The organism is Bradyrhizobium viridifuturi (genome assembly GCF_001238275.1).
Classification (GTDB): domain Bacteria; phylum Pseudomonadota; class Alphaproteobacteria; order Rhizobiales; family Xanthobacteraceae; genus Bradyrhizobium; species Bradyrhizobium viridifuturi.
Genome location: NZ_LGTB01000021.1, coordinates 41,167 through 63,831, shown reverse-complemented (window position 1 = coordinate 63,831; position 22,665 = coordinate 41,167). Strand labels below are relative to the sequence as shown.

Genomic DNA, 22,665 nt, shown 5'->3' with positions numbered 1-22,665 from the left:
GATGGGATTAGGCTGAATCAATGCGACGCCGGCTGTTCCGCCTTGCTCCGCCTGCCGAAGCGGTTCTTCACCCCTTCGCGCCAGCCCTGGAAGGTGACAAAGAGCATCGGCACCAGGAAGATGCCGATCGAGCTCGCGGCCAGCATGCCGCCGAACACCGCGGTGCCGACTGCGCGGCGGCTGATCTCCGCAGCACCCGTCGCGACCACCAGCGGCACCAGGCCGAGGATGAAGGCGATCGAGGTCATCATGACGGCGCGGAAGCGCATCTGCGCGCCCGTCGTCGCGGCTTCGATGATCGGCTTGCCGGCCTCGCGCTGCTCCTTGGCGAATTCCACGATCAGGATGCCGTTCTTGGCGGCGAGCGCGATCAGCACCACGAGGCCGATCTGGCCGTAGAGATCGAGGTTGAGCCCTGCGAGCTTGATCGCGAGATAGGAGCCGAACACGCCGACCGTGACCGACAGCAGCACGGGAATCGGGATCGTCCAGCTCTCATACAGCGCCACCAGGAACAGATAGGCAAACAGCACCGCGAGCGCGAGGATGATGCCGGTCTGGCCGGAAGCCGCCTGCTCCTGATAGGCGGTGCCGGTCCATTCATACGAGTAGCCGGCCGGCAGCGTCGTCTTCGAGAGGTCGGCCATCGTCGCAATCGCGGTACCCGACGACACGCCCGCCGCCGGGCTGCCGTTCACCGTGACCGAGCGATAATTGTTGTAGCGCGTGATCACCTGCGGGCCGGTGACGATCCGCAAGCTTGCGATCGAGCGGATCGGCACCATCTCGCCGCCGGTATTGCGCACATAGATCTGCCAGATGTCGGGGATGTCGCGGCGGTCCGCCGCATCGCCCTGCACGTTGACCTGCCAGGTGCGGCCAAACAGGTTGAAGTTGTTGACATAGATGCCGCCGAGCGTGGCTTGCAGCGCGGTGAAGACGTCGGCCATGTTGAGACCGAGCGCCTGCGCCTTGGCGCGATCGATGTCGAGATAGACGGACGGATTGGTCGCGGTGAAGGTCGAGAACACGCGGGCCAGGTTCGGATTGCGGTTCGCCGCACCGATCAATCCGCCCATCACGCTGCTGAGCGAAGCCGGGTCCTGCCCTTCCAGCGCCTCGAGCTGATACTCGAAGCCGCCTGATGTCGACAACCCGATGATCGGCGGCAGGTTGAACGGCAGCACCGAGGCCTGACGGATCTGCGAACCGCCGACGAAGGTCTGCCCGATCGCGGCCTGCACCGAGTCGGTCGTGGCCTTGCGATCGGCGAACGCCTTCATGCGCGCCACCATGAAAGCGGAGTTCGGCTCGCTCGCACCGTCGAGCAGCGAGAAGCCGATGATCGACAGCACGTGGTCGACCGCCGGGTTCTTCTTCAGCAGCGCCTCGACCTGCTTGGTGACCTCGCTGGTGCGCGCCACCGACGCGCCGTCGGGCAATTGCACTGCGATGAAGAAGGCACCCTGGTCCTCCTCGGGCAGGAAGCCGGTCGGCGTGACCTTCGACACCCCGAACACCGCGCCGGCGAACACCAGCACCGCAACCAGCGACAGCACCGCAAGGCGGACCAGCCGCTGCACCACGCCGGCATAACCGTCGCGCACCCAGTCGATGCCGTCGAGCACCCGTCCCATGATGCCGCGCCGCGGTCCGCCATGACGCAGGAACACCGCGCACAGCGCCGGCGACAAGGTCAGCGCATTCAGTGCCGAGATCACCATCGCAGCGCTGATCGTCACCGCGAACTGGCGGAACAGGGTGCCGGAAATGCCGGGGATGAACGCGATCGGCACGAACACCGAGAGCAGCACTAGCGAGATCGCGATGATCGGCGCCGTGATCTGCGTCATCGCCTTCTTGGTGGCGTCGGCCGGCGACAGCTCAGGCTCCTCCTCCATGACGCGTTCGACATTCTCGACCACGACGATGGCGTCGTCGACCACGATGCCGATCGCCAGCACCATCGCCAGCAGCGAGACCGTGTTGGCGGAATAGCCGAGCGCGAGCAGCACCGCGAAGGCACCGATCAGGCTGACCGGAACCGCGACCGCCGGAATCACGGTGGCGCGCAGATTGCCGAGGAACAGGAACACCACGACCACGACGAGCACGAAGGCCTCGCCGAGCGTCTTCATCACTTCCTTGATCGTATCGGAGACGAAGGTCGTGGAGTCGTACTGCACGAGATAGGTCAGGCCCGGCGGGAACCGCTCCGACAATTTGGCGAGCGTGGCCTGCACCGCCTTGGCCGTGGTCACGGCATTGGCGCCGGGCGCGAGATAGATGCCCATCGGCACGCCGGGATTGCCGTCGATCCGCGACTCCGAATCCATGTTCTGCGCGCCGATCTCGACGCGGGCGACATCCCTGATCCGCAGCACCGATCCGTCCGGATTGGCCCGCAGCACGATGTCGCCGAACTGTTTGGATGTCGTCAGGCGGCCCTGGGTCTGCACGTTGAACTGGAACTGCTGGTCGTTGCTGATCGGACGCGCGCCGATGCGGCCGACCGGCGCCTGCACACTCTGGGCGCGGATCGCCGCGATCACGTCCGACGGCGCCAGATTGAGGCTGGTCAGCCGCTGGGTATCGAACCAGATTCGCATCGAGTAGTTCAGCTTGGCGAACAGCGACGCCTGCCCGACGCCCGGCGTGCGCGAGATAGCGTCCAGCACGTTGATGATGGCGTAGTTGGTGATGAACAGCGGATCCTGCTCGCCGCTCTTGCTGTACAGCACGATGAATTGCAGCACGGCCGAGGACTTCTTCTGCACGGTGAGGCCCTGCGCCTGCACCTCGGTCGGCAATTGCGCGAGCGCGCTCTGCACCCGGTTGTTGACGTTGACGGTGTTGATATCGGGATCGGTGCCGAGCGCGAACGAGACCGTCAGCGTGTAGCTGCCGTCATTGCCGCTGGTCGACTTCATGTAGAGCATCTTGTCGACGCCGACGACCTGCGCTTCCAGCGGCTGGGCGACGCTGGATTCGACCACTTCAGCGGAAGCGCCGGGGAATACCGCGGAGACCGTGACCTGCGGCGGCACGATGTCCGGGAACTGGGCGACCGGGATTTGCATCAGTGCTAGCGCGCCCGCGATCGTGATCACGAACGCGATGACGATCGCAAGCCGCGGACGATCGACGAAGACAGCGGAGATCATGGGTTGTTACCCGTCGATTTCGGCGCGCCGCCGGCGCCGCCATCCGCGGAGACCTTCATGCTCGACTGGATCAGCGCGCTGGCCGGCCCCGGCGCGACCACCTCGCCCGGCTTGACCTTCTGCAACCCCTCGACGACGACCTTGTCGCCAAGCGCGATGCCGCTCGTCACGGCCGCAATCGTCGACGTCGATTGCCCGAGCTGGATCCGCTTCTGCTCGGCCTTGTTGTCGGCGCCGACGACGTAAACATATTCGCCCTGCTGGTCCGACAGCACCGCCGAGCGCGGGATCGCCAGCACCTCGACCGGCTGCACCCCTTCCAGCAGAACGGTCACGAATTCGTTGTCGGTGAGCTCGCGGACCGCGCCGCCGGCCGCAACGGAGGTGTAGGTCGACGGGTTGGGAATCGTGCCACGCAGCGAGATCGTGTCGGTGTTCTGCGCGATGGTGTTGTTGACGAAGTTCAGCTCGCCGACCTTGTCGTACAGCCTGCCGTCCGGCAGCCGCACGCGGATGACCACCGCCTTGAAGCCGCCGCGCGTCGCGTAGCGCTCGCGCAGATCGAGCGCCTCACGTACCGGTACCGGGAACGTGACATACATCGGGTCCTGGCTGACGATGGTCGTCAGGGTTCCCGAGCTCGGCGTCACGACGTTACCTTCGGTAACCGCGGTGCGACCGATCCTGCCGTCGATCGGCGAGCGGATCATGGTGTAGTCGAGATTGATCTGGGACAGGTCGACCTGCGCCTGCGCGGCCTGCACCTGTGCCTCGAGGCTCTGCTGGTTGGCGACCGCGGCATCGACACTCGATTGCTGCCCAGCCGGGCCACCGAGCAGGGATTTGGCACGGTCGGTGGTCAGCTTGGCGTTGACCAACGTCGCCTGCAGCTGCGCGACCTGCGCCTTCTTCGATGCGAGGTCGGCCTCGAACGGGCCGCGCTCGAGTTGATACAAGAGGTCGCCGGCCTTGACCTCGGCGCCCTCGACGAAGTTCCGCTTGTCCAGGAACGCCGTGACACGCGCCACCACATTGACGCGGTTGGGGGCCTCGATGCGCCCCAGAAATTCACTGGTCTCGGTGACCGGCCGCTTCACCGCCTCGAACACGCCGACGGCAGGAGGCCCGGGCGGCCCCGCCTGGGCGCGCGCTGCTGAAATCCCACTGACCGCAAGTCCCGCCGATACCAGAAGCCCTGCCAATCCACCGAGCATTCGTTCCGTACCACTCATGCGGTCCAACCCTTCGGCTATCAACAAGCTCTGCGAGACGGATATGACGTCGAGTTCCCTCAGACCGAGAAGGCTAGGGATAGGCAAGGTGCGTGACAGGAGATCATAACGCGCCCAATCCGACAATCCTGTAACGTGATCGGCCGGTTGCATGCCACGGACGCCAACCGTTCCCACGAATGTGATGCGCGCAAACGAAGCTTCGTGATCGACGCCAGTCGCGGCTGCTAGCGGCGCAGACGCGCCGATGTATTGCAGCGGGAATAGCCCCCGCCGCTCACAACGCGATGGCGTTCTTCAAGCGCGACGTCTCTTGATAGAGCGGCGACGCCAGATGGCCGTACAGCCACGGCCTTGCACGCTTGCCGCTGACCTCGTGCACACCGTCGAAGACGTCCATCTCGATCAGATGCGGATGCGCCGACGCCGCGTAGACCGACTGCATTTCAGCGAACTTCTCGTCCCGCCCGAGCTCGATCGCGTTTGCACTATCGCGGCTGCCGATCTCGACGAACAGCGGGCAGGGAGAAAGCAGGTATGCCAGCTCCGCGCCGGTGTATTTGGCACGGCTGTTGGCGAAATGAAGATAGGCCGCAAGTTCGATGCCGAGGTTCTTGCTGATGGCGGGTGACATCAGAAATTTCTTCTCGTCACGCATGTATCCCGAGGCGACGGTCGGCCGCATCCGCCCCATCGCGGCCTCCAGATGCAGCGCGAGAAACGCGCCCGACGACACCCCGTAGACACCGATATTCAGACCGGACGCGCCGGTCAGCTTCCGGCAGACGGTTTCGCCGGCATCGAGCGATGCGCACGACACGTTGTGCGCGGAGACACCGTGGGATGCCAGCATCGCTGCGATGTTGTTCTGGCTTTCCTGATTTCCGATCTGGACGATGTAGGGGCACCAGACGACATAACCGTCCTGGCAAAGCCGTTTGCCGAGCGCGTTCATGTAGTCCTTGTCGGCATCATCGAAGCACCGCTCCGGCGTGCTCGCCATGCCGTGAGCGAGCAGGATCAAACCCTTGAACGTGCCGTCGGGGATCCCGAGACATCCGCGCACCGGCACGCCGCATTCCAGATCGAACTCGACCTTCACGACCGAGAATCCGTCCGCCGTGTCGCGCCAGAGAATCCGCATCTCGTCGCGCGATGGCCGATAGAGCCGCCGCGCCAGGAACAATGACCGCATCTCCCGCCGGATATCCGGGCCGGTTGCTGTCGAACGCAGTTTTCCTCTCGCCGCGATGTCGAAGAACGACCGGCAGAACGTATCGTAGCCTAACGCCGGCAGATCGACATTCGCGCACGATCCCCGGCAATGCCCCAGCATCAGCGCGTTGCCGGTGACCGATGAGGGCCCGACCAGCGTCATCAGCAATCCGGAAAGCGCCCTGCGGCTGATCATCGGTCCTCCTCGAGCCGGCGCTGGCTCGACTGAATGTCACGAGTGACCGCCTAGCAGGCGCGACAAGTTGCGCGGACACAAATTAAAGGATGTTCATGGTCGAACGATCATGCGTAGCGTTGCAAACGAGTGACGCTGTCGGGCTAGGCGCTGCGGCAATTCATTGCGACTACGTTTCGAGATGCTTCAGAAGAATGTCTGACTGTCGCGCGGGTTCAATTTCGCCACAAGCAGCGGCGATCGTCAGGTCTCGATCATCAAGTCTTGGGCTTGACCTCGGTGACCTTGGCATCGGCCGCCTTCGGCGCGTCGCCGAAATCGAGCTTCTTTTGAACGCCTATCTGCACGTTGAGCGCCCAGGGCTGCACCTCGTCCGGCCGCCGGACCTGCCGGACGGAGGCTCCGGCAGTGCCGATATATCCGTCACCGAAATCGTGCGCGAAATCGAGGCCGGTGAGGAGCGTGGTGCTCCACAGGTCGGTGTTGAGATAGTCGTCACGGCGATCGCGCGCCAGCAGGCTGACGGCGTGATGCTCGGGATGGTCGCCGACAATACATTCTACGTTCGGGTCGATGATCAGAACTGCGAGACGTTCAAGGAAGCCGCGACCAGCCTACCGCTCAACTACGCCAAGCGAGGCGAGATCATCGATCTCTCGTTCTGGCGCGTGCCGGAACGGCTGTTCGATGAGGCAGACGAACTGCTGGTCTGGGCGCAGGCGGCGCTGGCCGCCGCGCGCCGGGTTGCCACCAGACGGGCAAGGCCCGACATGCCGGTGCGAAAATCGACCGCAAGACCGGCCAAACCGCCGAATTCATCGTGATCCGAGAGGTCGCACCGGAATAGCCCGGACTCGTGGGCCGGACTGAATTGCTCTAGGCAATAATTCCGCGATCGATGGGTTTATCTATTGGGCAACACCGCTTCTGGAATGGCCGATGGCGAACGACCTGCACGAGCATCTGATTGAGCTGGCCTACGAGGCCGCCGTCCTCCCCGAGTTGTGGCCGAACGTTCTGCATCAGGTCGGCAGCATCGCGCGAGCCCGCGGTATCGTGTTGCTGACGGCAGCCCCCCACGACGTCCGCTGGGTCGCATCCCCCGACATGCACGACGACACGGTTGCCTATGTCGAAGGCGGCTGGCACGAACGCAACGGGCGGTTGCCCCGCCTGCTCGCGGCCAATCATGCCGGCTTCCTGCGCGACATCGACGTGTTCGATACGCCCGAGGAAGTGCAGCAGGATTTCCAGATCCGCGAGTTCTTCCGTCCGCGCGGGCTCGGATGGGGCGCCGGCACTGCGATCCCGGTTCCGAGCGGCGACGTGCTGATCTACAGCGTCGAGCGCGAATACCAGCACGGGCCGATCGAGCGCGAGGCGATCGAACAGCTCGATGCGCTGCGCCCGCATCTGGCGCGCGCCGCGCTGCTGTCGGCACGGCTCGGGATGGAGCGCGCGAGGGCGGCAACCGAGTCGCTGGCGATGCTCGGCCTGCCCGCGGCGGTGCTGCGGCGCGGCGGCCGCCTGATGGCGGCCAACACGCTGTTCGACCGGCTGGTGCCCGACGTGATGCAGGATCGTACCGATCGCCTGACGCTGGCGGCGCCTGCCGCCGATGCGCTGTTCGCACAGGCCGTCGGCGCACTCGATCACGGCCTCATCAGCGTGGAGGTCCGCTCGGTCCCGATCGCGGCACAGAACGATCGCCCGCCGCTGATCGTGCATCTGGTCCCGATCCAGGGCGCGGCGCGCGACCTGTTCGACCGCGCGCTGGCGATCGTGATCGTGACGCCGGTGGTGCCGGCCGAAGTGCCGACTGCTGAAGTGCTGCAAGGCCTGTTCGACCTGACGCCCGCCGAGGCACGCGTTGCGCGCGGCATCGGCGAGGGACGAACCGTCGAGGCGATCGCCGTCGCATTCGGGATCTCCCGCGAAACGGTGCGCAACCAGCTCAAGGCCGTGCTGGCGAAGACCGGGCTCGGCCGCCAGGTCGAGCTCGCCGGACTGCTCGCCGGCGCCAAGGTGCCGCCGGGTTCGTCCGGGGACTAGGCTTCAAGCCGCATTCAGACGAGCCTGGAAGAAACCGGTCACCCGGCTGACCGCGTCATTGGTCATCGGATCATTGTCCGCAAAGTCGAAGCCGTGCGCCTTGCCTGGATATCGCACGATCTCCGCCGCGGCGCCGACCGATTTGCCGAGCCTGACAAGCTCCTCACCGCTGGCAAGCGGCACGTTGCGGTCGGCCTCACCGTGCAGCTCGATCAGCGGCGGCAGATGTTTCACCTGAGGTGCGATCTTGTCGGGCATGCCGCCATAAAGCACCGCCAGCGCGGACACCCGCGCGTCCCGCGCCGCCGCGCCGCGGCGACGTAACCGCCAAGCGAAAAGCCGAGCAGTCCGATGCGGCCGGAACTGTCCGCGCCCGCCAGCACCGCTGACAGCACTGATGAGACGCGCGCGGCCCAGGCGTCAAAACGCCCGGTCTCATAGGCCTCGCGGCGCTCGCGCGTCTGCAGCGTCTCGAATGCCTGCTCGTCGGCCGGCGTGTAGTAGCGCACGAAACAGGCATCGATGCCGTCCGCCGTCAGCGCATTGGCGTAGCGTTCATAGGCCTGCGGCCTGAGATCGAAGCCGCGCGAGCCGTGCAGGACAAGCACGGCCGGCCGCTTGCCGGTGCGCCCGGAGGCAAACCGGTTGAGCTTGACCGGACCTTCGGCGGCATCGACGCTCAGCGTCTCGGCGGCCAGCGAAGGCGATACCGAAAGCAGGGCGAGGCCGCCCAGCAGGCTGCGTCGGCTGATTGCTTGCATCGAACCCCCGATTGGATCGCGCCGGCTCGGGCCGGGCCGCGCTGCTATATCATGCCGAACCGCGCGCCCGGTAGAGCGCTCGACCGGGCGAGCCGGCCGCCGGGCGCAACGTCGCGAAAGGATCGGCATGTTCAAACGGCGCCGGTTACGCTAGTGATAATTCCCCTCCCTGCGCCGCCAGGCGCATGTCCAGTCAATGAGTGTATCTGAATGGCCGAAGCCGACCTCGACGCCGTCATCCGGCAAACCGCAAGAGCGCAGACCAAGGCCGTGATGGCGGCGGCCAAGAAGCGCCAGGCCGTCTGGGTCGCTCGCGCGGCCAAGGCCAAGGACAAGGACACCAAGGCGCGCTTCCGCCACCTCGCCAAGAGCACGATTCTAAACGCGACCGCGACCGCCAAGCGGTTGCAGAATTCGGCCGAGAACGCCGCCGACGCCTATGCCCGTGCCATGAAGAAGGCGATGGAAGAGCCGCCGCCGGTCACGGAATCCAAGAAGAAATCCGAGCAGAAGCCTGAGAAGAAGGCGGCGAAGAAGAAAGCGGACGCATGATGCGCTTCCATGGAAGCGCATCATGATCATTATTTTCGCATGATCGTTTCGGAAAACAGGTGTCCGCGTTTCCGGATCATGCTTCAGGAGCCTTCATGCTCACCGTTCATCATCTCGGCAAGTCGCAATCGGAGCGGATCGTCTGGCTGTGCGAGGAGCTCGAGATTCCCTACGAGCTGAAGTGCACCACGCGCGATCCGGTCACGATGCTGGCGCCGGCCGACTACAAGGCGCTGCATCCGATCGGCGCCGCGCCCGTCATCACCGACGGTGACCTGGTGCTGGCCGAATCCGGTGCCGTTGTCGAGTACATCGTCGCCAGATACGGCAATGGGCGGCTGACGCTGACATCAGATCATCCAGACTTCGCCCGGTTCCTGTACTGGTTTCACTTCGCCAACGGCACGCTGCAGGCACAGATGGGCCGCAGCATGATCCTGCACCGGCTCAACCTCGCGGCCGACAACCCGATTCTGGCCGCGACCAAAGCGAGGGTCGACCGTTCGTTCGACCTGATCGAGGCGCGGGTGCGCGACGCCCAGTATCTCGCGGGCGATACGTTCACGACCGCCGACATCATGATCGGCTTCTCGCTGACGACGATGCGCTATTTCCTGCCCTATGACCTCGGCGGCCGCCCCAACATCAGGGACTATCTCGGCCGCATCGCGGCACGCCCGGCCTATCAGCGCGCGATGCAGAAGGGCGATCCGGGCATGGCGCTGCTGCTGACGTGAGGCCGTGATGCCGCGCTACGTCGCCCTGTTGCGCGCGGTGAATGTCGGCGGCACCGGCAAGCTGCCGATGACCGAATTGAAGGCGATGTGCGTCGATGCGGGGTTTGCCGACGTCGAGACCTACATCGCCAGCGGCAACGTCGTGTTCTCCTCCAAGCTCGGCGCGGCCAAGGTCAAGGCCGCGCTGGAGCAGCGGCTGCAGGCCTATGGCGGCAAGCCGGTCGGCGTTGCGATCAGGAGCGCAGACGAGATCGCCGCGGTGCTGAAGGCCAATCCGTTTCCGAAAGCGCCGCCGAACTTCACAGTTGCGATCTTCCTCGACGAACCGCCGCCCAAGGACGCGTTGAAAGACGTCAAGGGGCAGCAGGACGAGCAGATGCGGCTCGGCAAGCGCGAGATCTATGTCGCCTATGGCAGCGGCATGGGCCGCTCGAAGCTGAAGATCCCCGCCGCCGCGAGCGGCACCGCACGCAACATCAACACCATCGCGAAGCTCGCCGAGTTGGCGGCGGGTGAGGATTAAGCCCAGTCGGCGAACCTAAGCCCGCGGACGGGTGCTACATTGCTAGCGCTCGTGCACGACAAATCCCTCGGCACCGAGCCTCGTCAGCACATCCTCCAGATGGGCGCGGTCGCGGGTTTCGATCACGAGCTCGAGCAGCGTCGCCTTCGCCGGCAGATCGGAGAAGGTGCGCTGGTGCGAGACCTCGATGATGTTGGCGCCGGCATCGGCAAGCAGGATCGACACCGCCGCGAGCTGTCCGGGCCGGTCGACGATGTCGAGCGCCAGCTGCGTCAACCGTCCCTCGCGCGCGAGCTCGCGGGTCAGGACCGAGGCGATCAGCCTGGTGTCGATATTGCCGCCGGTCAGCACCAGGCCGACGTTGCGGCCGGCAAAGCGCTCGGGCGCTGCGAGCACCGCGGCAAGGCCGGCGGCGCCGGCACCCTCGACCACCGTCTTCTCGATCGAGATCAGGGTCGCGACCGCGCGCTCGATCTGATCCTCGCTGACCAGCACGATGTCGTCGACGAGTTCGCGGACGATTTTCGTGGTGATCTGCCCGGGCGCCTTGACTGCGATGCCTTCGGCGAGGGTGTCGCCGCGCATCGGCAGCTGCGTGCCTTTGACGGCATTGTACATCGACGGGTAGAGCTGGGCCTGCACGCCGATGACCTGCACCGACGGCTTGATCGCTTTCGCGGCGGTCGCGATGCCTGAAATCAGCCCGCCGCCCCCGATCGGCACCACCAGGATATCGAGCTCCGGCACAGCCTCGAGCATTTCGAGCCCGATCGTGCCCTGGCCGGCGACGATCAGCGGATCGTCATAGGGATGGATCAGGATCAGGCCGCGCTCTGCGGCATGCGTGCCGACGAAGGCGAAGCATTCTTCCAGCGTCTGCCCGGTGATGATGACCTCGGCGCCGTGCCGCCTTGTGTTCTCGATCTTCACCATCGGCGTGCCGATTGGCATCACGATGGTGGCGGGGATGCCGAGCCGCTTGGCGTGATAGGCGACGCCCTGGGCATGATTGCCAGCCGACATCGCGATCACCCCGCGCTTGCGCTCTTCGGCGGACAGCGCCCGCAGCCTGTTCAATGCGCCCCGCTCCTTGAAGGTCGAGGTGAATTGCAGGTTCTCGAATTTGAGGAACAGGCGGCAGCCGCAAATCTCGCCCAGCGTGCGGCTCTCGTTGCACGCCGTGACCATGACCGAATCCCTGATGGTTTCCGCGGCACGGCGCACATCGGCAGGCGTGACGCCGGCGGGCGGTACGGCGGTGGTATCGGATGGATGCGGCATCGGGTTTCGCTTTGGACCGTTTCGTCAGACGGAACCTAAAGCATGATCCGGAAAAGTGCGAAGCGGTTTTCCGAAAAGATCATGCTCGAACAACGCCCCAAAACGCCATCACGCTTCAAATCAATCCCGTCGCGCCGGCCAGTTTCGGTTCCGAAAACGACCGGCTATCGCGCGGTCAGCACCCGTTGCTCCGGCCGCGCCGACGCGGGCAGCTGGGCCTCATCGCATTTGGGGCATACCAGCGCGGTCCGGAAATGTTTGTCGAGCACAATGGTTCGCGTCCTGCCACACTGGCAGCGCATCGGCTTATCCATGGAAGATCGGCCCGGGTTCGAGATGCAAGGAAAGCGTGCGCTTAGCTATCCCGGTCCGGTTAACCCAGTATGACTTGCAGCCGGAGAAATCAGAAGAACCCCGCGCTGAGATCGAGGCCATAGCTCGCCCTGAGCACCGCGACGAACAGAACCGCGAAGCCGAACAGCAGGACATGCCGGGCGATGCTGCTCCGAATCGAATTGGCCGGAAACACCCGTGCGATCGATTGAGCCAATGCAGTCATTTGCGACCTCCAGAACCACGTCCCGAAGGTAGGTCGCCAGCAACGCTGCGAGGTTCAACGCGGCTCGCGGGACGGCCGGCGACGCATTGATGCGCTCGGTTCCGCATCACGTTGCGGCCGCGTCCTGTTCCTGAAGCGGTGACCGACCACGATCAACCTGCCCTCGGCGCGGACCGCGGCCTGGGCCACTGGCTCAGCCGGCAGATTGTCTTGCGTAACCGCTTCCAGCGCGCGCAGGAACTCACGTCCGGCCGGTGTGATCTCCCAGCCTTCGACGTCACGCAGCACATAACCATTGCTGAAGATGTCGAGTTCGGGAACCCGCGACGCCAGACGCTTGATCCGCGCATGCCAATCGTCGCCGCTCGACGAGAGTATAGCGAGGTCATGCTTGAGGGAATCGAGTGTGGCTCTGCCGCTGACGTGACTGGCCAATATTTTTAGAATCGCAACCTGTATGCTCAACTCGCCGCCTCGACCGCCACGGTTCTTTTTGTTCTGCGCAGTCGATCCGGAAATTATCGCGCTGACGACTCAGGCGTCCAGTCGTCAGCGCCAGTTATCCAGAACCCGGCACGACGGTATCGATTTACGCAGCGCGCGATGTGCCGACGCTGCGCTCGGGCCGCTGCGATGACATCGCTTCTTCTTCACTATCCTGCGGCTCACCCCAAAATTCCCGCACTGTCGGCCCGTTCTTCAGCCTGCGATCGCGCAGGAAGCCGAGAATTTCGTGCGGCCAGACCCGGCGCCCCATCTGCGTGTACCAGCGCATCGCGTGACGAAGTCCGGCGTCGCGATGAAACAGCACGCGGAGCAAGGCCTTTGGGCGGCATTGCAGCACCATCTCGGTGAACTTGAACCAAAGCAGCACCCGCCATGGCGGCATGTGCCGGGTCGCGAGCACCTGGTGCTTGTAGTCCCAGAGCCTGCGATCGGTCTGGATCACCCGCCGCTCTGCCGCGAGACGGAAATACGGCGTCCAGCGATGCGGCGTGACGTAGAGCATCTGGATCTGATCGGGATCGTAGGACAACAACTGCCGCAAACCGCGCCAGTGATCGCGATCGGTCTCCTCCTCGAAGCCGACCACCCAGGTCGCCATCGACAGGATGCCGTGCCGGCGCATCAGACGGATGGCCTCGCGGTCGGTCGTGGTGGTCGCGCCCTTGCGGATCAGCTCCAGCGTCTTCTCGTCGGTGTTCTCCATGCCGAGCAGGAAGCGCTGCCAGCCGGCCTTCTTGTAGAGATGCAGGATGTCGGCATCGCGCACGATGTCGTCGGCGCGGGTCGAGCCGACCAGGATCAAATCGACATTCTCCGCGATCAGGGCCTCGAGGAAAGTGCGCCAGGCCTTCTTCGAGACCGTTGGGTTCTCGTCGGCGAAATTGATCACCTTGACGCCGTGCTGGCGATGCAGCCGCGCCAACTCCTTGGCGAAACGCACGGGATCGCGGTGCCGCCATCGTGTCCAGAAGCCGCGCTGGCCGCAATAATTGCAGAGATGCGGACAACCGCGCGAGAACTGCACCACGACGGCACGCAAGCCGCCCCAATAGCTGTAGCGCGCGTGATCGATCAGCTCCCAGCCGACGCGATAGGCATCGAGGTCACGGATGACGGGCGCAGGCGGCGTGACGCGCGGCCCGTAGTCATCGCGGAAGGCAATACCGTTGATGCTGCAGAGATCGTCGCCGGCCTCCAGCGCCCGCATCAGGCGCCGCGCGGTCTCTTCGCCCTCACCGCGCACGATCGCGGTGACGTAGCGTTCCTCGCGCAGGATGTCGCGCCAGTGATAGGTCGGAAACACCCCGCCATAGACGATCCGGACATTCGGCACCGCCTTGACGATGGCCTGCGCCACCTCGGTGATGACGGGATGGCCCGAGGTCGAACCGGAATGGCCGAACAGCACGGCATCCGGCGAAAACCGCGATGCCTCCGCCACGATGGCGGTGAGCGGCATCGGCCCAAACTCGGCATCAAGCAGACAAACGTGATGTCCGTCGTCGATCAGGGGACCGCCGATCGACAGCAGGCCGAGCGGCGGCAGATGGTCGTCAGGAATCCGGCTGCCTATCGCCGGATGCGGCACGTTGATGAGAAGAATGCGCATGGATGATCGCTCCCGCTTTGGTTGGCGTGATCGTTCGTCCCCGCATCTTGTGAAGGAGAGAGCCCAACCCCCCGGCCGGGCTTTTTGGTGTAGCTAGTGCAAGCTCTTTACTTGTTTGGGAATGACCCTTTCGGAAAACCGCTTCGCACTTCTCCGGATCATGCTCTAGAGATTCGCGACCTCCGCCGGTGCGATCGCGGTCAGCCCGCCGAAGCGGCGCTCGCGGCGATGGAACGAGGCGAGCGCGTCGGCGAGATCGTCGGCATCGAATTCGGGCCACATCCGCTCGGTGAAATGCAGCTCGGCATAGGCGCCTTCCCAGAGCAGGAAGTCCGAGAGCCGCTTCTCGCCCGAGGTGCGGATGATCAGATCGACGTCGCGCAGACCGGCTTCGCCGGTGATGAGATCGGCGAAGCTCTCACGGCTCAGCTGGCCTGTGCCGGCGGCGCGCACCGCCGCGTTCAGGATCGCGTCGCGTGCCGAATAGTCGATCGCGATGCGCAGGTGCAGGGTGGTGCCGTCGCAGGTCTCAGCCTCGGCGCGGGTGATCGCGGCGGCGATGCCGTCGGGCAGCCGGTCGCGGCGGCCGATCACGGTGAGGCGGACGCCATTGCGCACCAGCGCTGCGATCTCGTTGGCGAGATAGAACCGCAACAGTGCCATCAGCGCCGTGACTTCGGCTTTCGGGCGGCGCCAATTGTCGCTCGAGAATGCATAGAGCGTCAGCGTGCCGACGCCCTGGTCCGGCGCGGCCTCGACGATGCGGCGGATCGCCTCGACGCCCGCTTCGTGTCCGCGCAGCCTCGACAGGCCGCGCCGCGTCGCCCAGCGGCCGTTGCCGTCCATGATGATGCCGACATGCAACCGGGCGTCGGCTTCCGGCTTGAGCGCAACATTGCTTTGCATCACAAAGTCTCCGGGCAAAAAACGGGATGATCAAACCGGCTGGATACCAAGGCCGCCAGACGCGCCTTCGTCCTTGCCGGCGGACTTTTCAGCCTTGCCTACCCTCTCGGCCGTGCCGGCCGCCTTGGCCGCGTCGCGCACCAATTGCTCGAGCACGGCGAGATAATCGAGGAAGCGGCGGCGGCCGCTCCTGGTCAAACGGCAGGTGGTGTGCGGGCGATTGCCTTCATAGCCCTTGATGACGTCGACCAGGCCGGCCTCCTGCAGCACCTGCAGATGCCGGCTGAGATTGCCGTCGGTCAGGCCGCAGAGCTGCTTGAGGTCGGCGAAGGCGAGCCCCTTCGGATGCGCCATCAGCGAGGTGAGCAGACCGAGCCGCGCCTTCTCGTGGATGACGCGGTCGAGGCCATCATAGGCGAATGGCGCGGTGGTCACGTCAGTCTTCGGCATCATGGCCTCCGGAAGCGAAATACAACAGCGCTGCGAGCAGCAACTGGCCGATGGCGAATGGCAGTCCCATCGTCCAAGGCGACAGCGCGTGGCTCTGGCTTGCGATCAGGAGCACCGTGAAGCCCGACAGGAAATACCAGGCGCCGCCGAGCGCGATCGTGCGCGGCAGCAGGCGGACCGAGGCGAACACAGCGAGGCTGACGAGCACCTGCCACAGGCCCGGCAGCATCCACAGTGTCTCCGGCGCGAATTTCCATTGCAGGACTGCGAGCAACACGCCGGCGATGACGGCGGGAACGAACTGCTCGATCGCCTGCTGCACCATGGCATCGGCAAGACCGGAATGATGCCGCCGCGAGCGCGCCTGCATCTCGATCCAGATCAGTACCGCCGACAGCAGGGCGGCCGCCGCCCAGCCTGCAAGGAACGCGATCGGATGAGCCGTGGGATCGTCGAGCCAGAGATATTGGGCAAGCGCGGTGACGAGCGCGATGCCGCTGGTGGCGGCGACGGTCGCCGGGCCGTAGCCGCGGAACGCAGTTCCCGCCGCAATCTGGCTGCGGATCGCGAGAATATCGGCCAAGGCCTTGTCGAGGTCGCGCATGGTTTGCCCGCACTTTGTATTGCAAAGTATACGGGATCACCAAGTAAACGCAAGCGGCATCGCGCCGCCTGCCGAGCGTGATGTTTAACGGACGGTTACTGCGCGGATTGCGGCGAAACCGTAACGCCTCAGACCTTCACCAAGCTCGCAAAGCCGCCATAGATCATGCGCTCGAGATCAAACGGCGTGGTTTTCGGATCCATCGACGCGAAGCGCGGATCCGCCATCACCTTGGCGTTGATCCTGTCGCGCTGGGCGCGCGACTTGTAGGTGATCCAGGCGAACACGACGGTTTCGCCAGCCTTCAGTTTCACGCTCTGCGGAAACGAGGTCAGCTTGCCCGGCTTGACGTCGTCGGCGACCCACTCCCGGTAATCCAGCGCGCCATGTTCGCGCCAGACCTTGCCGGCCATCTTCGAGAGCTTCGCATAGGCCTTGAGTTTCTTCTTCGGCACGGCGACGACGAAACCATCGACGTAAGGCATCGGAGGATTCCTGCTGTTGTTTCCCCATCATTGCGAGCGTCAGCGAAGCAATCCATCTTTCCAGACATTGAGAAGTGGATTGCTTCGTCGCTAGCGCTCCTCGCAATGACGACATGCGACGCGCTACGCGTCAGGAGTGACAGCAGGATGCCTGAACCGGCGCCGGTTGGTATTGGTCACGTAGCCGCACCCAATCCATCGGATAGGGCAGCCCCTCCTCGTGGCGACCGAGCGGCGTCAGGTCGAGATAGTGATAGGCCGCATTCATCATGTCGAGGCCGCGGGCGAATGTGGAATAGGTGTGGAACACGGCGCCGGCGTCATCGCGGAAGAACACGCTGATCCCGGGCAGTTCGGGCCCGTAGAGCGGGGTCGTTCCATAATTGTATTGCGCGTTCCCGGCATCGATCTGCTCGGGGGTGAACGAAACCGCATAGTCGTAGTTGAAGTCATTCTCTCCGGACGAGATCCAGTCGAAGGTCCAGCCCATTCGCTGTTTGAAGGCCTCGAGCTTGGCCAGCGGTGCGCGCGAGATCGCGACCATCGTGGTGTCGCGCGCGGCCAGATGCGGAACCATGCGCTCGAATCCGTCGACCCAGAACGAGCAGCTCTTGCACGCCGCGTCCCATTCCGGTGCGAACATCACGTGCTGCACCACGAGCTGCGGCCTGCCCTTGAAGAGATCGCCGAGCGTCACCTTGCCGCCGGGCCCGTCGAACACATAGTCCTTGTCGACCTTCACCCATGGCAGTTCGCGGCGCTGCCGGCTCAGCGCTTCGCGGGCTTGCGTCAGTTCCTTCTCGCCGACCATCAGCGCCTTGCGGGCCGCGGTCCATTCTTCGCGCGAGACGATCTTGTGCTGAGACATGCGATGCTCCTTCGTTTCAGGCGTCGACGTACTGTTCGAGATTGCCGAGGAACTCGGTCCAGCCGCGCTGGTGGTTGTCGCGCGCGGTCTCGTCGACGAACTGCGCGTGGTGGCAGGTGAGCAACGTGCCGCCGCCGTCGGGCCGGATCGACACCGTCACCTCGGAGACGCGCTCCGGCGTCGAATGCCAGGCCCAGCTGAACACCAGCCGTTCGTTCGGCACCACCTCGCGATAGACGCCGCCGACCTCGTGATACTCACCATTGGTGCCGGTGAACTTGATCCGGTAGCGGCCGCCGACGCGGACATCGAGCTCGGCCTGCGTCGTGCCGGGCTTGACTTGCCCCGGACCGAACCACTGCACTAGGTTTTCCGGCTCGGTCCACGCGGCGTAGACTTTTTCCGGCCGGGCGCGGAGGCGCCGCGTGAGGGTGAGGCTGGGACGCGCGGCAAGGCCGGCGTCGGCTGCGACTGCGGATTTGTTGGCTGCCATGGGTTCTCCTCCACAAAAGCGGCAAGGCGGTCGAGATTGTCGGACCAGAATTGCGCATAGCGATTGAGCCAGTTCATCGCCTGCTCCATCGGCCGTGCGGTGAGCCGGCACGCCACCGTGCGGCCGGTCTTCTCGCGCGCGACCAGACCGGCATCCGTGAGCACGTCGAGATGCTTCATGATCGCCGGCAACGACATCGAGAATGGCTGCGCCAGCTCGCTCACCGACAGGCTCTCCTGCTCGCCGAGCCGCGCCAGCAGCGCGCGGCGGGTGGGATCGGAAAGCGCCGCGAAGGTGCGGTCCAGCGTTTCGTCCTGATACTTAACCATATGGTTAAGTATAAGCGCAAACGGCACGGCGTCAAGCGCGCGTCTTCACGATCGCGCGACGGCGGGTGGACCGCCACGGCGAACGTCGGGAGCGTCTCAAGGCCGTCGCGCGCGGCGCCGGCTTGAAGTTTGCTAGTCTGGGTAGACCGTCCGGTGCCGGCGTTGATGGCGGCGCGGCGGCGGCGGCTCGCTGAACAGAAAGCGCGGATTCTCCCCGCAAGCGAGGAAGCGCCCCGATACGCTCGCGAGGCACTGTTCGTAGGTTCGGTAGGCGCATTCGCCGGGATAGCCCAGGCTCGGCCCCTGCGCACACCACGGATAGTCATAAGGATCGGCGGAAGCAGGCGAGATGCTCGTTGCGCCGGCAAGCGTCATCGCTCCCAGGACAAGCATTGCCATTTGCGATGTGCTCACGATCCGCCTCCTTGAGATGCCGCAGTCAAAGCGTGGCATCTTGGGTAAGGTTCCTGAAGGTCATTTTATTCCGCGTCAAGGCCCCGCAATTTGCCGCGCAGGACAGGCATCGCCGCGCGGATCAGAGCTGTCCGCGCGGTTCAGCAACGCTTCACGTCCGCGGTCTACTCGACCTTGAGGCCGGCGAACTCGACCACTTTCTTCCACTTGTCGGTTTCGGCCTTGATGTCGTTGCCGAACGCCTCCGGGGTCTGGATCAACGAGTCGCCGCCGAGTTCGACCAGGCGCTTCCTCATGTCGGGTTCGGCGAGAACCGCGTTGATCTCGGCGTTCAGCTTGGCGATCAGCTCCTTCGGCGTATTCTTCGGCGCGCCCATGCCGAACAGCGCGCTCGCCTCATAGCCCTTCACGGTCTCGGCGATTGCGGGCACGTCGGGCAGTTGCGAGGATCGCTCGGTGGTCGTCACGCCGAGCGCGCGCAGCGAACCGGAGCGGATGTGCTGGATGATCGAGGGCATGTTGTCGAAGATCACCTGCACCTGGCCGCCGAGCATGTCGGTGATCGCGGGCGCGGCGCCGCGATACGGCACGTGCTGCATCTTGCAGCCGGTCATCGACATGAACATCTCGCCCGAGAGATGCACCGAGGTGCCGTTGCCGGAAGAGGCCATGTTCACCTTGCCTGGATTGGCCTTCACATATTCGATGAACTCGGCGACCGTCTTGGCCGGCACATCCTTGTTGACGGTCATCACGTTCGGCACGCGGTTGAAGGAGGCAACCGGCGCGACGTCGCGCACGAAGTTGAACTTCAGATTGGTGTAGAGCGAGGCGTTGATGTAGTTCGCCGGATGACCAGCAGGACGGTGTAGCCGTCCGGCTCGGCGTTGATCGCAGCTTCGGTGCCGATATTGTTGCCGGCGCCCGGCTTGTTCTCGATCACGAATTGCTGCCCGAGCTTCTCCGACAGCCGCTGCCCGATCAGGCGCGCGATGATGTCGGTGGCGCCGCCCGGCGGATAGCCCACGATCCAGCGCACCGGCCGCGCCGGATAGTCGGCTGCGGATGCGCGGCCGATCGCGAATGTCGAAATCCCCGACCCGATCAGGCCCAGCGCGGCGCGGCGTGAAAACATGAAGTCTCTCCCAATCCAGCAGGGTTTGGCGCCCTGCCCGTTTCTGTTGCGTTGCGTGCGGCGCGGTTTTAACAAACAATGTCAGATGCGACCAGTGCGACACGTGCGACACTGACCGCGACGAAAGACTAAGCTGCAATCTTGTGATGGCGCGTTTTCTCCACGCGAACCGGTGTCCACTTCGCTCGAAAACGCACTGGACCGAAGAGGATCGATCATGTCCGTCAAGGTGAATGGGCTCGACCATCTCGTGATCAACGTCACCGATGTCGTGCGCTCGGTTGCCTGGTACAGCAGGATCCTCGGCATGGAAGTAAAGGTGTTCGATCCCGGCAAGGGCAAGGCACCGCGTACCTCGCTGGTGTTCGGCAACCAGAAGATCAACGTGCGGCCACGCCAGGCCGACAAGGTGGAGTGGTTCACCGCCGATCACGAAGCGCCTGGCAGCGACGATCTCTGCTTCCTCACTTCGAGCACGCCCGAGCAGGTGGTGGCGCATCTGAAGGCCAACGGCGTGAAGATCGAGGAAGGCCCGGTGGCCAAGCAGGGGGCGCGCGGCACGCTGCGCTCGGTGTATTGCCGCGATCCCGACGGCAGCCTGATCGAGATTTCGTCGTACGAAGACGGCGCGAAGTAGTTTTTTGTTGCGTGCTGCGGCTCGCGCGGATGCGCGGCCGATGACAGGCCCGCGAGGCAATCAGGCCTTCCGCGCCGCGGAACAGATTGCGCCAGCGCGGCGCTTCCGATTTGCGCTCGGCGCACGCCGATGGCAGAACTGCTCCCAACCAAGATCAATGGCGGCCGGCAAGGCTGCGCGGGAGGGCGTATGGCCAGTTCAAATGCAGTGCCGGGTGTCGTGGGTCCATTTGCGGGGCTCGACGTGCCATGCTGCTCAGGATGCGCGCCGAGGTGCGCCGCGATCATCCATTCCTGATCTGGGCACCGTTCGATGCGCCGGCACGGCGCTGGAGCTACGGCGAATTTCACGAGCGCGTCGGCGCGCTGGCCGCGGGCTTCGCCAAGCGCGGCATCAAGCAAGGCGACTATGTCCTGATCCATCTCGACAATTGCATCGAGGCGATCATGTCGTGGTTCGCCTGCGTCGAGCTTGGTGCCATTGCCGTCACCACCAACACCCGCTCGGCGGCGGCCGAGATCGAATATTTCGCCGGCCATTGCGGCGCGGTGGCCGCGATCACCCAGCCGGCCTATACCGAACTGATTTCGGCCAACTGCAAGGGGCTGCGCTGGATCGCCGTCACCTCGCACGACGCGGGACAGGCGCCGGCCCAGCCGCCCGCGCGCGGCGACAGTTTTGAGGCGCTGTTTGGCGACAGCGCCGACCGGCCGAAGCGTCCGATCGATCCGCTCGCACCGTGCAGCGTGCAATATACCTCCGGCACCACGTCGCGGCCGAAGGCGGTGCTGTGGACGCATGCCAACGCGCTGTGGGGCGCCAAGATCAACGCCGTGCATCAGGACCTGCATGGCTTCGACGTGCACCAGACCTATCTGCCGCTGTTCCACACCAACGCGCTGGCCTATTCGATGCTGGCGAGCCTGTGGGTCGGGGCAACCTGCGTGATCCAGCCGCGCTTCTCGGCGAGCCGGTTCTGGCCGGTGGCACTCGAGCACGGCTCGACCTGGACCTCGACGATCCCGTTCTGCATGAAGGCGCTGCTGGAGCACGAGGTGCCGAAGCGTCACAAGTTCCGGCTCTGGGGCACCGCCGTGAACGAGCCACCGCCATTCGCCGTGTTCGGCATCAAGATCATCGGCTGGTGGGGCATGACCGAGACCATCACCCACGGCATCATCGGCGAGGTCGACCAACCGAACCCGCCGATGTCGATCGGCCGCGCCGCGCCGGAATACGAAATTCGCATCACCAATGATGACGGTACCGCGACTGGCGTCGGCGAGACCGGCAATCTGCTGATCAAAGGCATTCCCGGCCTGTCGCTGTTCGCCGAATATCTGCACAACGAGAAGGCGACGCGCGAGAGTTTTGACGAGCACGGCTACTTCATCACCGGCGACCGCGTCACGATGCTGGAGCGCGGCTATATCAAGTTCGGCGACCGCTCCAAGGACATGCTGAAGGTCGGCGGCGAGAACGTCGCGGCCTCCGAGATCGAGCAGGTGATCGCTGTGGTGCCGGGCGTGCGCGAAGCCGCCGTGGTGGCGAAGAAGCATCCGATGCTGGACGAAGTGCCGGTGGTCTTCATCATCCCGCAAACCGGCGTTGCGGCGCTGCCGGCCGATTTGCACGACAAGGTCATGACCGCCTGCCGCTCCGCACTCGCCGACTTCAAGGTGCCGCGCGAGATCCGCTTCGTCGACGAGATGCCGCGCTCGACGCTGGAGAAGGTCGCGAAGGCGGAGCTGAGGAAGATGCTTGAGTGAGAGATATCGTTCCGGGGCGATGCGCAGCATCGAACCTCAGACGCGCAATTGGGGAACCTCGAGATTCCGGGTCTGTCCCTTCGGACCATCCCGGAATGACGACCGAGGACACAGACTCACCCGTTGTCAGCGGACCACCGGAGGTCGTCTTTCAGATCGTTAAAGCAGGTCCTGCAAATCCATTCAT

General features: G+C 64.6%; 23 protein-coding genes and 2 pseudogenes. 7 read left to right on the top strand and 18 right to left on the bottom strand.

The genetic code is table 11. The annotated features are described in order from the left end of the window. Positions 1-17: 17 nt before the first annotated feature. From ALC15_RS20050 to ALC15_RS20040, 3 genes are all read right to left on the bottom strand, one after another. On the bottom strand, positions 18-3,164 hold the full coding sequence (locus ALC15_RS20050) for an efflux RND transporter permease subunit (protein WP_050628743.1): 3,147 nt from the start codon (positions 3,162-3,164) through the stop codon (positions 18-20). Beyond that, positions 3,161-4,396: an efflux RND transporter periplasmic adaptor subunit gene (locus ALC15_RS20045; RefSeq protein WP_244486168.1), complete on the bottom strand. Its 1,236-nt coding sequence runs from the start codon at positions 4,394-4,396 to the stop codon at positions 3,161-3,163. Before ALC15_RS20045 ends, ALC15_RS20050 begins: the two co-directional genes overlap by 4 nt. A 277-nt stretch (positions 4,397-4,673) precedes the next feature. Beyond that, a complete protein-coding gene (locus ALC15_RS20040; protein WP_050628742.1) occupies positions 4,674-5,807 on the bottom strand; it encodes an alpha/beta hydrolase in 1,134 nt (377 codons plus the stop codon). 434 nt (positions 5,808-6,241) lie between these two features. Here ALC15_RS20040 and ALC15_RS42025 point away from each other — a divergent pair, with 434 nt between their 5' ends. Together ALC15_RS42025 and ALC15_RS20030 are read left to right on the top strand one after the other, a co-directional pair. Further along, complete coding sequence (locus tag ALC15_RS42025; RefSeq protein ID WP_244486167.1) at positions 6,242-6,631, top strand: TfoX/Sxy family protein; 390 nt, start codon at positions 6,242-6,244, stop codon at positions 6,629-6,631. A 115-nt stretch (positions 6,632-6,746) separates the two neighbouring features. After that, positions 6,747-7,859 carry a helix-turn-helix transcriptional regulator gene (locus ALC15_RS20030; protein ID WP_050628740.1) on the top strand — a complete coding sequence of 371 codons (1,113 nt, stop codon included), beginning with the start codon at positions 6,747-6,749 and terminating at the stop codon, positions 7,857-7,859. A 3-nt stretch (positions 7,860-7,862) separates the two neighbouring features. On the opposite strand, the gene ALC15_RS46360 is transcribed toward ALC15_RS20030, so the two are convergent. Next, positions 7,863-8,117: an alpha/beta hydrolase family protein gene (locus tag ALC15_RS46360; RefSeq protein WP_050628739.1), complete on the bottom strand. Its 255-nt coding sequence runs from the start codon at positions 8,115-8,117 to the stop codon at positions 7,863-7,865. Continuing rightward, the gene (locus ALC15_RS20020; RefSeq protein WP_050628738.1) at positions 8,090-8,620 is read right to left on the bottom strand and encodes a dienelactone hydrolase family protein; all 531 of its coding nucleotides are present in this window, start codon (positions 8,618-8,620) and stop codon (positions 8,090-8,092) included. The genes ALC15_RS46360 and ALC15_RS20020 overlap by 28 nt, the downstream gene beginning before the upstream one ends. 210 nt (positions 8,621-8,830) lie before the next feature. On the opposite strand from ALC15_RS20020, the gene ALC15_RS20015 reads away from it, so the two are divergent. From ALC15_RS20015 to ALC15_RS20005, 3 genes are all read left to right on the top strand, one after another. Beyond that, positions 8,831-9,172, top strand: coding sequence for a hypothetical protein (locus ALC15_RS20015; protein ID WP_050628737.1), 342 nt, complete (start codon positions 8,831-8,833; stop codon positions 9,170-9,172). Positions 9,173-9,267: 95 nt separating this feature from the next. After that, on the top strand, positions 9,268-9,909 hold the full coding sequence (locus ALC15_RS20010; RefSeq protein ID WP_050628736.1) for a glutathione S-transferase family protein: 642 nt from the start codon (positions 9,268-9,270) through the stop codon (positions 9,907-9,909). Between the two features lie 7 nt (positions 9,910-9,916). Then, complete coding sequence (locus ALC15_RS20005) at positions 9,917-10,432, top strand: DUF1697 domain-containing protein (RefSeq protein WP_050628735.1); 516 nt, start codon at positions 9,917-9,919, stop codon at positions 10,430-10,432. Between the two features lie 42 nt (positions 10,433-10,474). Here the strand turns inward: ALC15_RS20005 and ALC15_RS20000 are convergent, their stop codons facing one another. The 13 genes and pseudogenes from ALC15_RS20000 to ALC15_RS19940 all read right to left on the bottom strand — a co-directional run bounded on the left by ALC15_RS20000 (position 10,475) and on the right by ALC15_RS19940 (position 20,072). Further along, complete coding sequence (locus ALC15_RS20000) at positions 10,475-11,713, bottom strand: threonine ammonia-lyase (protein ID WP_050628734.1); 1,239 nt, start codon at positions 11,711-11,713, stop codon at positions 10,475-10,477. Positions 11,714-12,116: 403 nt separating this feature from the next. Further along, the gene (locus tag ALC15_RS19995) at positions 12,117-12,272 is read right to left on the bottom strand and encodes a response regulator (protein WP_167350155.1); all 156 of its coding nucleotides are present in this window, start codon (positions 12,270-12,272) and stop codon (positions 12,117-12,119) included. Between the two features lie 54 nt (positions 12,273-12,326). Further along, on the bottom strand, positions 12,327-12,737 hold the full coding sequence (locus ALC15_RS42020; RefSeq protein WP_244486166.1) for an aminoacyl-tRNA deacylase: 411 nt from the start codon (positions 12,735-12,737) through the stop codon (positions 12,327-12,329). A gap of 124 nt (positions 12,738-12,861) precedes the next feature. Then, positions 12,862-14,388, bottom strand: coding sequence for a magnesium-protoporphyrin IX monomethyl ester anaerobic oxidative cyclase (bchE, locus tag ALC15_RS19985; RefSeq protein ID WP_050628732.1), 1,527 nt, complete (start codon positions 14,386-14,388; stop codon positions 12,862-12,864). Positions 14,389-14,553: 165 nt separating this feature from the next. Next, entirely contained in the window at positions 14,554-15,294 is a 741-nt protein-coding gene (locus ALC15_RS19980; protein WP_050628731.1) for a di-trans,poly-cis-decaprenylcistransferase, read from the bottom strand. 30 nt (positions 15,295-15,324) lie between these two features. Beyond that, complete coding sequence (locus tag ALC15_RS19975; protein ID WP_162240496.1) at positions 15,325-15,744, bottom strand: transcriptional regulator; 420 nt, start codon at positions 15,742-15,744, stop codon at positions 15,325-15,327. Continuing rightward, the gene (locus tag ALC15_RS19970; RefSeq protein ID WP_050628729.1) at positions 15,731-16,348 is read right to left on the bottom strand and encodes a hypothetical protein; all 618 of its coding nucleotides are present in this window, start codon (positions 16,346-16,348) and stop codon (positions 15,731-15,733) included. Before ALC15_RS19970 ends, ALC15_RS19975 begins: the two co-directional genes overlap by 14 nt. Before the next feature lie 128 nt (positions 16,349-16,476). Beyond that, the gene (locus ALC15_RS19965) at positions 16,477-16,833 is read right to left on the bottom strand and encodes a DUF1428 domain-containing protein (protein ID WP_050628728.1); all 357 of its coding nucleotides are present in this window, start codon (positions 16,831-16,833) and stop codon (positions 16,477-16,479) included. A gap of 130 nt (positions 16,834-16,963) precedes the next feature. Then, a complete protein-coding gene (locus ALC15_RS19960) occupies positions 16,964-17,701 on the bottom strand; it encodes a DUF899 domain-containing protein (RefSeq protein ID WP_050628727.1) in 738 nt (245 codons plus the stop codon). A gap of 16 nt (positions 17,702-17,717) precedes the next feature. Continuing rightward, positions 17,718-18,065: an SRPBCC family protein gene (locus tag ALC15_RS19955; protein ID WP_050628726.1), complete on the bottom strand. Its 348-nt coding sequence runs from the start codon at positions 18,063-18,065 to the stop codon at positions 17,718-17,720. Then, entirely contained in the window at positions 18,065-18,523 is a 459-nt protein-coding gene (locus tag ALC15_RS19950) for an ArsR/SmtB family transcription factor (protein ID WP_050628725.1), read from the bottom strand. The genes ALC15_RS19955 and ALC15_RS19950 overlap by 1 nt, the downstream gene beginning before the upstream one ends. A gap of 132 nt (positions 18,524-18,655) precedes the next feature. Further along, the gene (locus ALC15_RS19945; RefSeq protein WP_050628801.1) at positions 18,656-18,898 is read right to left on the bottom strand and encodes a DUF3551 domain-containing protein; all 243 of its coding nucleotides are present in this window, start codon (positions 18,896-18,898) and stop codon (positions 18,656-18,658) included. 203 nt (positions 18,899-19,101) lie between these two features. Then, positions 19,102-20,072 (bottom strand): annotated as a pseudogene (locus ALC15_RS19940) (Bug family tripartite tricarboxylate transporter substrate binding protein). A 217-nt stretch (positions 20,073-20,289) separates the two neighbouring features. Here ALC15_RS19940 and ALC15_RS19935 point away from each other — a divergent pair. Further along, entirely contained in the window at positions 20,290-20,709 is a 420-nt protein-coding gene (locus ALC15_RS19935; protein WP_050628724.1) for a VOC family protein, read from the top strand. 189 nt (positions 20,710-20,898) lie between these two features. Beyond that, positions 20,899-22,478: pseudogene (locus ALC15_RS19930) on the top strand (AMP-binding protein). Positions 22,479-22,665: the final 187 nt, after the last annotated feature.

What these genes read in the sequence shown, in the direction of transcription:
- ALC15_RS19965 (WP_050628728.1), bottom strand. Translation starts at nt 16,833, where the DNA reads ATGCCTTACGTCGATGGTTTCGTCGTCGCCGTGCCGAAGAAGAAACTC.
- ALC15_RS19950 (WP_050628725.1), bottom strand. Translation starts at nt 18,523, where the DNA reads ATGGTTAAGTATCAGGACGAAACGCTGGACCGCACCTTCGCGGCGCTT.
- ALC15_RS19975 (WP_162240496.1), bottom strand. Translation starts at nt 15,744, where the DNA reads ATGCCGAAGACTGACGTGACCACCGCGCCATTCGCCTATGATGGCCTC.
- ALC15_RS20005 (WP_050628735.1), top strand. Translation starts at nt 9,917, where the DNA reads ATGCCGCGCTACGTCGCCCTGTTGCGCGCGGTGAATGTCGGCGGCACC.
- ALC15_RS20000 (WP_050628734.1), bottom strand. Translation starts at nt 11,713, where the DNA reads ATGCCGCATCCATCCGATACCACCGCCGTACCGCCCGCCGGCGTCACG.
- ALC15_RS20030 (WP_050628740.1), top strand. Translation starts at nt 6,747, where the DNA reads ATGGCGAACGACCTGCACGAGCATCTGATTGAGCTGGCCTACGAGGCC.
- ALC15_RS19945 (WP_050628801.1), bottom strand. Translation starts at nt 18,898, where the DNA reads ATGACGCTTGCCGGCGCAACGAGCATCTCGCCTGCTTCCGCCGATCCT.
- ALC15_RS20045 (WP_244486168.1), bottom strand. Translation starts at nt 4,396, where the DNA reads ATGAGTGGTACGGAACGAATGCTCGGTGGATTGGCAGGGCTTCTGGTA.
- ALC15_RS20010 (WP_050628736.1), top strand. Translation starts at nt 9,268, where the DNA reads ATGCTCACCGTTCATCATCTCGGCAAGTCGCAATCGGAGCGGATCGTC.
- ALC15_RS20020 (WP_050628738.1), bottom strand. Translation starts at nt 8,620, where the DNA reads ATGCAAGCAATCAGCCGACGCAGCCTGCTGGGCGGCCTCGCCCTGCTT.
- ALC15_RS20040 (WP_050628742.1), bottom strand. Translation starts at nt 5,807, where the DNA reads ATGATCAGCCGCAGGGCGCTTTCCGGATTGCTGATGACGCTGGTCGGG.
- ALC15_RS19970 (WP_050628729.1), bottom strand. Translation starts at nt 16,348, where the DNA reads ATGCGCGACCTCGACAAGGCCTTGGCCGATATTCTCGCGATCCGCAGC.
- ALC15_RS19995 (WP_167350155.1), bottom strand. Translation starts at nt 12,272, where the DNA reads ATGACTGCATTGGCTCAATCGATCGCACGGGTGTTTCCGGCCAATTCG.
- ALC15_RS19935 (WP_050628724.1), top strand. Translation starts at nt 20,290, where the DNA reads ATGTCCGTCAAGGTGAATGGGCTCGACCATCTCGTGATCAACGTCACC.
- ALC15_RS46360 (WP_050628739.1), bottom strand. Translation starts at nt 8,117, where the DNA reads ATGCCCGACAAGATCGCACCTCAGGTGAAACATCTGCCGCCGCTGATC.
- ALC15_RS19960 (WP_050628727.1), bottom strand. Translation starts at nt 17,701, where the DNA reads ATGTCTCAGCACAAGATCGTCTCGCGCGAAGAATGGACCGCGGCCCGC.
- ALC15_RS20015 (WP_050628737.1), top strand. Translation starts at nt 8,831, where the DNA reads ATGGCCGAAGCCGACCTCGACGCCGTCATCCGGCAAACCGCAAGAGCG.
- bchE (WP_050628732.1), bottom strand. Translation starts at nt 14,388, where the DNA reads ATGCGCATTCTTCTCATCAACGTGCCGCATCCGGCGATAGGCAGCCGG.
- ALC15_RS20050 (WP_050628743.1), bottom strand. Translation starts at nt 3,164, where the DNA reads ATGATCTCCGCTGTCTTCGTCGATCGTCCGCGGCTTGCGATCGTCATC.
- ALC15_RS19980 (WP_050628731.1), bottom strand. Translation starts at nt 15,294, where the DNA reads ATGCAAAGCAATGTTGCGCTCAAGCCGGAAGCCGACGCCCGGTTGCAT.